We start from the raw sequence: 7,733 nt of genomic DNA, 5'->3' as shown, positions 1-7,733 counted from the left end.
CGCCCTGGCGGGGCGCCGGCCGATCGGCGGCTAACCGCCGGCAAGGCGCAGCAGCTCCCGATCGTCCATCCGGTAGGCAATCCACCGGCTTTCACGCCGGCCGCCCAGGCGCGAGTAGAAGCGTTCGGCCGCATCATTGCCGGCCAGCACGTCCCAGAGCAGACGGCCCGCGCCTTGTGCCAGCGCGTACTGCGCCACGCGCCGCAGCAACTGTTGGCCTACGCCGCCGCCGCGGGCTTCCGGGACGACATAGAGTTCCTTGAGTCGAATACTCGGGCGTAGATCGAAGGTGAAGGCAAGGTTCTGGACGACGGCGTAACCGCAGATCGCAGCGGTCTCGGCGACCAACACCTGGCACTGTGCTGCCGGCCCGAAGGCTCTTGAAAGCAGGGCGTCGGCGTCCACCGCGAAGGCGTCGAGATAGCCCTCGAATCCCGCCAGCGCGCGCATCATCTCGAGCACGGCAGGAACATCGTCCGGCTGCGCCTCTCGAATGCTCAGCAGGCGCACGAGATGCCTTCTTTCGGGCTGGGTTGTTCGTGGCCCTCCGCACTCTGCAGCGCCAGGCCTTCGTCCAGCCAGCCGGTCACCCCGCCGATCATCTCTTTCACCGGCAAGCCCAGCGCCGCGAGCTTCGCGGCGGCGCGGTGCACGCCGTTGCAGTGCGGCCCGGCGCAGTAGACGACGAACAGGGTGCCCGGCGCGAACTGCGCCATGCGCCGGGTATCGATCTCGCGAGTGGGCAGGTTCAGCGCTCCGGGCACGTGCCCGCGAGCGAAGGCAACGGCGTTGCGCACATCGAGCAGGATGAAATCCTGCTCGCCGTTCTGCAGGGCGTGGTTGACGTCCGAACAATCGGTCTCGAAGGCCAGGCGGTGGCTGAAGTGGGCGAGGGCGTCGGCGGGCAGGGCGGCGGGGAATTGGCTGACGAGGCTGGGCATGGCAAGGCTCCTGTGGAAGATGGGAGCACTGTATGTGGCCATCCGAGTCGGCTACAGTGGCGGTTTGGACAGTGATCGGAAGTTTTCCGCCAATGCTGCGCAATCCCCTGGAAGTCGCCGTACTCGCCTACGACGGCCTGTGCACCTTCGAATTCGGCATCGCCGTGGAGATATTCGGTCTGCCGCGCCCCGAATTCGATTTTCCCTGGTACAGCCACCGGGTGGTTGCCGTCGATGCGGGGCCGATGCGCGCACTGGGCGGCATCCAGGTGCTCGCCGATGGCGGCCTGGAAGCACTGGCCACAGCGGGCACTATCATCGTCCCGGGCTGGCGGGACCGTACTGAGGCTCCGTCCGCCGAGCTGGTGCAGGCGCTGCGCATGGCCCACGACGAAGGCGCGCGGCTGCTGTCGATCTGCTCCGGCGTCTTCGTCCTTGCCGCTACCGGCTTGCTGGATGGTCAGCGAGCGACCACGCACTGGCGCTATGCCGATGAACTGGCCAAGCGTTTCCTCGCCATCGAAGTCGATGCCCAGGTGCTCTATGTGGATGCCGGGCAACTGATCACCTCGGCCGGCAGCGCAGCGGGCATCGATGCCTGCCTGCACCTGGTGGCGCGGGACTTCGGTGCGCAGGTTGCCAATACCGTCGCGCGGCGCCTGGTGATGTCGCCACAGCGCGGCGGCGGCCAGGCGCAGTTCATCCCCGCGCCGGTGGCAAAGGCGCCTCGGCATGACCTCGCTGCGTTGCTGGACTGGGCCCGGCAGCGGCTCGACCGGTCGATCAGCGTCGGCGAACTGGCGAGCCGCGTGGCCATGAGCGAGCGCACCTTCCTGCGCCGTTTCAGCGAGGCAACCGGCATGACGCCCAAGGCCTGGCTACAGCACGAGCGCATGCTGCGCGCCCGCGAATTGCTGGAAAGCAGCGCCGACAGCGTCGAGCGGATCGCCGAGCAGTGCGGCTTCAGCACCGTGGAAAGTTTCCGCAATGCGTTTCGTGGGGCGGCGGGCGTAGCGCCTTCGGTGTACCGCGAGCGATTCGGGACGGCGCATCTGTCCTAGCCGATGGCGGGTGTCTCGCCTTGTAAACCAAGCAAGCGCTCGGTAAGTTTTCAGGCAAATCGCCTGGAGCCTTGCCATGTCCGTGTTCGCCGATTACTTCGATGACAGCCACCGCCTGGTCCGCGACAGCGTTCGGCGCTTCGTCGAGCGTGAAATCCTGCCCCATGTCGCCGACTGGGAGGAGGCCGAGGAATTTCCCCGCGAGCTGTACCGCAAGGCGGGCGAGGCCGGCATCCTCGGCATCGGCTACCCCGAGGCGCTCGGCGGCAGCCACGAGGGCGACCTGTTCGCCAAGGTGGCGGCCAGCGAGGAGCTGATGCGCTGTGGTTCCGGCGGGCTGGTGGCGGGGCTGGGCTCGCTGGATATCGGCCTGCCGCCGCTGATCAAGTGGGGCCGCCCGGAGCTGCGCGAGCGCATCGCCCCGCAGGTGCTGGCCGGCGAGAAGATCATGGCGCTGGCGGTCACCGAGCCGTCCGGCGGTTCCGACGTCGCCAGCCTGAAGACCCGCGCCGTGCGCGACGGTGACCACTACCGCCTGAGCGGCAGCAAGACCTTCATCACCAGCGGCGTGCGCGCCGACTACTACACCGTGGCCGTGCGCACCGGCGGCGATGGCTTCGGCGGCGTCAGCCTGCTGCTGGTGGAGAAGGGCACGCCGGGCTTCACCGTGAGTCGCCAGCTGAAGAAGATGGGCTGGTGGGCGTCCGACACCGCCGAGCTGTTCTTCGACGACTGCAAGGTGCCGGTGGAGAACCTCATCGGCGCGGAGAACATGGGCTTCGCCTGCATCATGGCGAACTTCCAGAGCGAGCGCCTGGCGCTGGCGATCATGGCCAACATGACCGCGCAGCTGGCGCTGGACGAGGCGCTGGCCTGGAGCCGCGAGCGCGAGGCGTTCGGCAAGCCGGTCGGCAAGTTCCAGGTGCTCAAGCACCGGCTCGCGGAGATGGCCACGCAGGTCGAAGTGTCCCGCGAGTTCACCTATCGCCAGGCGGCGAAGATGGCGGTCGGCAAGAGCGTGATCAAGGAAATCTCCATGGCCAAGAACTTCGCTACCGACGTGGCCGACCGTGTGACCTACGACGCGGTGCAGGTGCTGGGCGGCATGGGCTACATGCGCGAGAGCCTGGTGGAGCGGCTGTACCGCGACAACCGCATCCTCTCCATCGGCGGCGGCACGCGGGAGATCATGAACGAGATCATCGCCAAGCAGATGGGGCTCTGAGCCGCCCCGGTTGCTCAGGTGAAATCCATGCCGAAGTGCGTCGTGCAGCAGTGCAGGCAGCGGAAGTGATAGATCGCCGGGTCGCCCGCCGGCTGGTAGTGCTCGACGACCTGCAGCCAGGTTTTCTCCGGCCAGGCGAAGTCAGGGAAATGCCCGGCCAGCCCGGCGGCGCCGAGGGCGACTATGTCCTCGCGCTTCGCATCGCCATGAAAGGCGCAGGCGTCACCGCAGCAGCTGAGCCAGTGCTCCTGCTGCCAGGAAGCGAAACCCGGCGTGCGCTCGCAGACCTCGCGCACCACGGCATCGGGCACGCCGGCATCCAGCAGTGGATAGTCATCGGCGAAGCTCGCCTCGAAGCGCTCGGCAGCACTGCCATCGGCGATGCACCAGGGGCACAGGCAGTTCTCCGGCAGATCGTGGCGGGTGTAGACAGAGGCGGTGTAGATGTAGCCGCGTGCCTGCCCGCAGCACAGACAGGTCGCATCCGAGGCGACCACGCTGCCGGTGGCAAGCGGGGCGGGGTGATAGCGGAAGGCTGGGAGCGTCTGGCTCATGGTCGTCGTCCTTGGGCTGATGTGCGGGGGCGGACAGCCAGTATACGCAGCGCCACGAGTGCTGGAAAAAACGGCGCCCATCCGGGGGTAAGGGGGATGGGCGCCGGCCCGACAGGGAAAAGGGACTCTTGGGAATGACGCGTTATTTGGCCTCGTAGCCCTCGGCGGCAGGCTTGCGCTTGGGCTTGGGAGCGAAGCGCTTGGCCAGCTTCATGCTGCCGGTGACCACCTTCTGGTACCAGACCGGCAGCAGGCGCAGCATCAGGTCGATGGCGTGGGCGTCGCTGCCGATCAGGATGCGCCGCGAATCGCGCTCCACGCCGCGAATGATCACCTGCGCGGCCTTCTGCGGGGTGGTGCGCAGCAGCTGGTCGTTGAACTGGGTGCGCGCCGCCTCGGCGTTCTGCCCGGTGACCTTGACCATGCTGTCGTTCATCCGCGCGGTCTTGGCGATGTTGGTCTTGATCCCGCCGGGGTGCACGCAGCTGGCGGAGACGCCGCCGCGCTCCATGTCCAGTTCCTGGCGCAGTGACTCGGTGAAGCCGCGCACGGCGAACTTGGTGGCGTTGTAGGCGCTCATGCCCGGCTGGGAGAACAGGCCGAACACGCTGGACACATTGACGATGTGGCCATCACCGGAGGCCTTGAGGTGCGGCAGGAAGGCCTTGGTGCCGTAGACCACACCCCAGAAGTTGATGTTGGTGATCCATTCGTATTCTTCGTAGTCGCTGGCTTCCACGGTGCCGGCGTGGGCGACGCCGGCGTTGTTGAACACCAGGTTGACCTTGCCATGCTCTCGGGCAGCCTTGTCGGCCCAGGCGTGCACCTGCTCGCGGTCGGCGACGTTCACGGTGTCGATGGACACACGTACGCCGGAGGAGGAGAGCAGTTGGCGCGTCTCTTCCAGGCCGACGGCGTTGACGTCCGCCAGCGCCAGGTGGCAGCCACGGGAGGCCAGTTCCACGGCCAGGGCGCGGCCGATGCCGGAGCCTGCACCAGTGATGGCGGCGACCTTGTTCTCGAAGTTCTTCATGCCGGCACCTCCTCGGCGTGGCGTTGCGGTTGGACGACGGGGCTGTTCAAGGGCTTGGCCTTCAGATGATAGGCACCGGGGTCGAACTGGCTGGTCAGGGCGCGGAAGCGCCAGGTGAAGCCCGGCCACAGGGTGCAGTTGCGCCCGCTCACCGGGTGCAGGTACCAGCTCTTGCAGCCGCCGGTGTTCCACACGCTGTGGTTGAGGCCGCGCTGCAGCTTCTCGTTCCAGCGCTCCTGCACCTCATCCTTGACTTCGACGCTCTGCAGCTCGCGGCGATCCATCAGCTTGATGGCGCCCAGCACGTAGGCGATCTGCGATTCGATCATGTAGACCATGGAGTTGTGGCCCAGGCCGGTGTTCGGGCCCATGAGGAAGAACAGGTTGGGGAAACCGCGGGTCATGGTGCCCTTGTAGGCTTCCGGGCCGTTTTTCCAGGTGTCGAGCAGGTCCACGCCGCCCTTGCCGAACACCACGCCGCGCGGGATCGGGTCGTTGGCGGTGAAGCCGGTGCCGAAGATGATCGCGTCCACCTGGCGCTCGCGTCCGTCGCTGGTGATGATGCTGTTCGCCTTGATCTCGCGGATGCCGTCGACGATCACCGAGGAGTTGGAGGCCGTCAGCGCCGGGTAGTAGTTGTGCGACATGAGCACGCGCTTGCAGCCGATGGTGTAGTCCGGCGTCAGCTTGCGGCGCAGGTCCGGGTCCTTGACCTGCTGGCGGATGAAACGCTCGGCCAGCTTGCCCACCAGCTTCATCGCCCAGGGCGCGAAGGTGAAGCCCAGCACGCGGCCTTCGAGCATGCTGTAGAGCGCGCCGCGCCAGAGCTTCTGCACGCCCGGGAAGTGGCGGAAGCGCGCACGTTCCTTGTCGCTGATGGCGCGGTCCGGCTTGGGCAGGATCCACGGCGCGGTGCGCTGGTAGAGATCGAGCTTGGCCACCAGCGGCTGGATTTCCGGAACGAACTGGATGGCCGAGGCGCCGGTGCCGATCACCGCGACGCGCTTGCCCTTGAGGTCGTAGTCATGGTCCCACTGCTGGGAGTGGAAGGCCTTGCCCTGGAAGTTCTCCAGGCCCTTGAGCGCCGGGATCGAAGGAATCGACAGGGCACCCATGCCCGAGACCACGGCCTTCGCCGTGTAGTGGTTGCCGGCGGCGTCGAACAGGTGCCAGAGCTGCTGTTCCTCGTTCCATTCGAAGCGCGCCATCTCGGTATTGAGCAGCGTCTTGTCTTCCAGGCGGTACTTCTTCCAGCAGTTCTCCAGGTACGCACGGATTTCCGGCTGGCGCGCGAACATGCGCGTCCAGTCCGGATTCGGCTCGAAGGAGAAGGAGTAGACGTGGGACTGCACGTCGCAGGCGCAGCCCGGGTAGTTGTTGACCCGCCAGGTGCCGCCGACGCCGGCGTCCTTTTCGAACAGCAGGAAGTCGTTCTCGCCTTCCTGCTTCAGGCGTATCGCCATGCCCAGCCCGGAAAACCCGGTGCCGATGATGGCGATCTTGCAGTGTCTGCTCGCGGCAGACTTAGGTTGGGTGCCCATTGCCAAGCTCCTGTTATGATTGTTGCTGGCGTATACAACTGTCTACGTGCTGAAATGTAGACATCTGTATACCTTGGGAACAACCAACCTTAGATGGGGCCGGGCACCAGACTCATGGAAATCGGACAGGAAGAGCGGCCAGCGGAAGCCGCCGGCAAGCGCGCGCTGATCGACGCGGCGCTGCGCCTGGCGGCCAGCCGGCGTAGCCTGAGCAGCCTCGGGTTGCGCGAGCTGGCGCGAGAGGCAGGGCTGAATCCGAACACCTTCTATCGGCACTTCGGCGACGTGGATGACCTGGGGCTGGCGATCATCCGCGACATTGCCACCCAGCTGCGCCAGCCGCTGCGCGAGCTGCGCCGCGAGGCTGCCGAGCGCGCGCAGTCGGGGGAGGGCACCGCCAGCGTGCCTTTTGGCCTCGACCTGGAGCGCGGCCAGCGGGTTACGCGGGAGACCGTACGGCTGTTCTTCGACTTCGTCGAAGGCAACCCTCAGGCTTTCATCATCGGCGTGCGCGAACTCCATGGCCCCTCACCGGTGCTGCGCGAGGCGTTGGCGCGGGTGATGGACGAGTTCGGCGAGGACATGGCCGAGGACATCCGCCAGTTCCACCTGCTGCCGGATGTCGACGAAGTCGAGCTGAACCAGCTGTCGCGGCTGATCAGCCGGCAGCTGTTCCAGCAGTCGCTGGATTATCTCGAGCGCCCGCCGGAACAGCGTGGGGAAGTCTGCGCGCTGGCCGAGCGACAAATCCTGTTGCTCTTCACTGGCGTCGCGGTGCTGCAGACCTTCGGCATGCTGGCTAGGCTGTGAATCTTCCTGACCTGTAATGGGTTGCTCTTCAGGAGATAAGCCATGTTGCCCTTGCCCCTGTTCGGCGGCTGCGCCTGCGGCGCGGTGCGCTACCGGGTGGACGCGGAACCCGAGGAAGCCGGCTATTGCCACTGCCGCATCTGCCAGAAATCCAATGCCGCGCCGGCGGTGCCCTGGGCGGTGATTCCGCTCAAGGGCTTCGCCTATATCGCCGGCGAGTTGGGGATGTGGCGTTCCAGTGAGGACGGCGAGCGGCGCTTCTGCGTGAAGTGCGGCACGCCGATGGAGTTCCGTGTGCGCGGCGGCGATACCGTGGGGCTCAATACCGTCACGCTGGACGAGCCGGAACTGATTGAGCCGCAGTGTCATGTCTGGTGTTCGTCGCAGCTGTCGTGGTTTGACACCGTCGATGATCTGCCGCGGCGCCAGGAGGGCTGACGCCCGGTCATGCTTTTGTAGGAGCGGGGGGGGGGGGGGGGCCCGGGGGGCCCCGGGGGGGGGGCGGGGGGGGGGGGGGCGGGGGGGAGAGCAAAAAGGTGTAGGGGGCCCGGGGGGGGTTTTTAAAAAA

8 protein-coding genes and 1 pseudogene are annotated in these 7,733 nt (G+C 66.6%); 4 read left to right on the top strand and 5 right to left on the bottom strand.

Annotation, left to right across the window (positions count from 1 at the left end; all coding sequences use genetic code 11):
• Positions 1–30: 30 nt before the first annotated feature.
• Positions 31–510, bottom strand: coding sequence for an N-acetyltransferase family protein (locus ACCC94_RS25765; RefSeq protein WP_413352453.1), 480 nt, complete (start codon positions 508–510; stop codon positions 31–33).
• Positions 498–941 carry a rhodanese-like domain-containing protein gene (locus tag ACCC94_RS25760; RefSeq protein WP_413352452.1) on the bottom strand — a complete coding sequence of 148 codons (444 nt, stop codon included), beginning with the start codon at positions 939–941 and terminating at the stop codon, positions 498–500. The genes ACCC94_RS25765 and ACCC94_RS25760 overlap by 13 nt, the downstream gene beginning before the upstream one ends.
• A 92-nt stretch (positions 942–1,033) precedes the next feature.
• Between ACCC94_RS25760 and ftrA the strand changes: the two genes are divergently transcribed.
• Both ftrA and ACCC94_RS25750 read left to right on the top strand, forming a co-directional pair.
• On the top strand, positions 1,034–2,002 hold the full coding sequence (gene ftrA, locus ACCC94_RS25755; RefSeq protein WP_413352451.1) for a transcriptional regulator FtrA: 969 nt from the start codon (positions 1,034–1,036) through the stop codon (positions 2,000–2,002).
• 76 nt (positions 2,003–2,078) lie between these two features.
• On the top strand, positions 2,079–3,227 hold the full coding sequence (locus ACCC94_RS25750) for an acyl-CoA dehydrogenase family protein (protein WP_413352450.1): 1,149 nt from the start codon (positions 2,079–2,081) through the stop codon (positions 3,225–3,227).
• A 14-nt stretch (positions 3,228–3,241) separates the two neighbouring features.
• On the opposite strand, the gene ACCC94_RS25745 is transcribed toward ACCC94_RS25750, so the two are convergent.
• The 3 genes and pseudogenes from ACCC94_RS25745 to ACCC94_RS25735 form a co-directional block, all read right to left on the bottom strand.
• Entirely contained in the window at positions 3,242–3,781 is a 540-nt protein-coding gene (locus ACCC94_RS25745) for a CbrC family protein (protein WP_413352449.1), read from the bottom strand.
• Positions 3,782–3,923: 142 nt separating this feature from the next.
• Positions 3,924–4,814, bottom strand: coding sequence for an SDR family NAD(P)-dependent oxidoreductase (locus ACCC94_RS25740; protein ID WP_413352448.1), 891 nt, complete (start codon positions 4,812–4,814; stop codon positions 3,924–3,926).
• Positions 4,811–6,393 (bottom strand): annotated as a pseudogene (locus ACCC94_RS25735) (flavin-containing monooxygenase). Before ACCC94_RS25735 ends, ACCC94_RS25740 begins: the two are co-directional and overlap by 4 nt.
• A 76-nt stretch (positions 6,394–6,469) precedes the next feature.
• On the opposite strand from ACCC94_RS25735, the gene ACCC94_RS25730 reads away from it, so the two are divergent.
• Positions 6,470–7,165, top strand: a complete 696-nt coding sequence (locus ACCC94_RS25730) for a TetR family transcriptional regulator (RefSeq protein ID WP_413352447.1) — start codon at positions 6,470–6,472, stop codon at positions 7,163–7,165.
• Positions 7,166–7,207: 42 nt separating this feature from the next.
• Positions 7,208–7,603, top strand: a complete 396-nt coding sequence (locus ACCC94_RS25725) for a GFA family protein (RefSeq protein ID WP_413352446.1) — start codon at positions 7,208–7,210, stop codon at positions 7,601–7,603.
• The last annotated feature ends 130 nt before the right edge of the window (positions 7,604–7,733 follow it).

The sequence above is a fragment of the Pseudomonas sp. Pseusp97 genome (assembly GCF_047304025.1).
Taxonomy (GTDB): Bacteria; Pseudomonadota; Gammaproteobacteria; order Pseudomonadales; family Pseudomonadaceae; genus Pseudomonas.
Note: the sequence above shows the minus strand (reverse complement) of the source record. Positions and strands in the feature narration are given on the sequence as shown.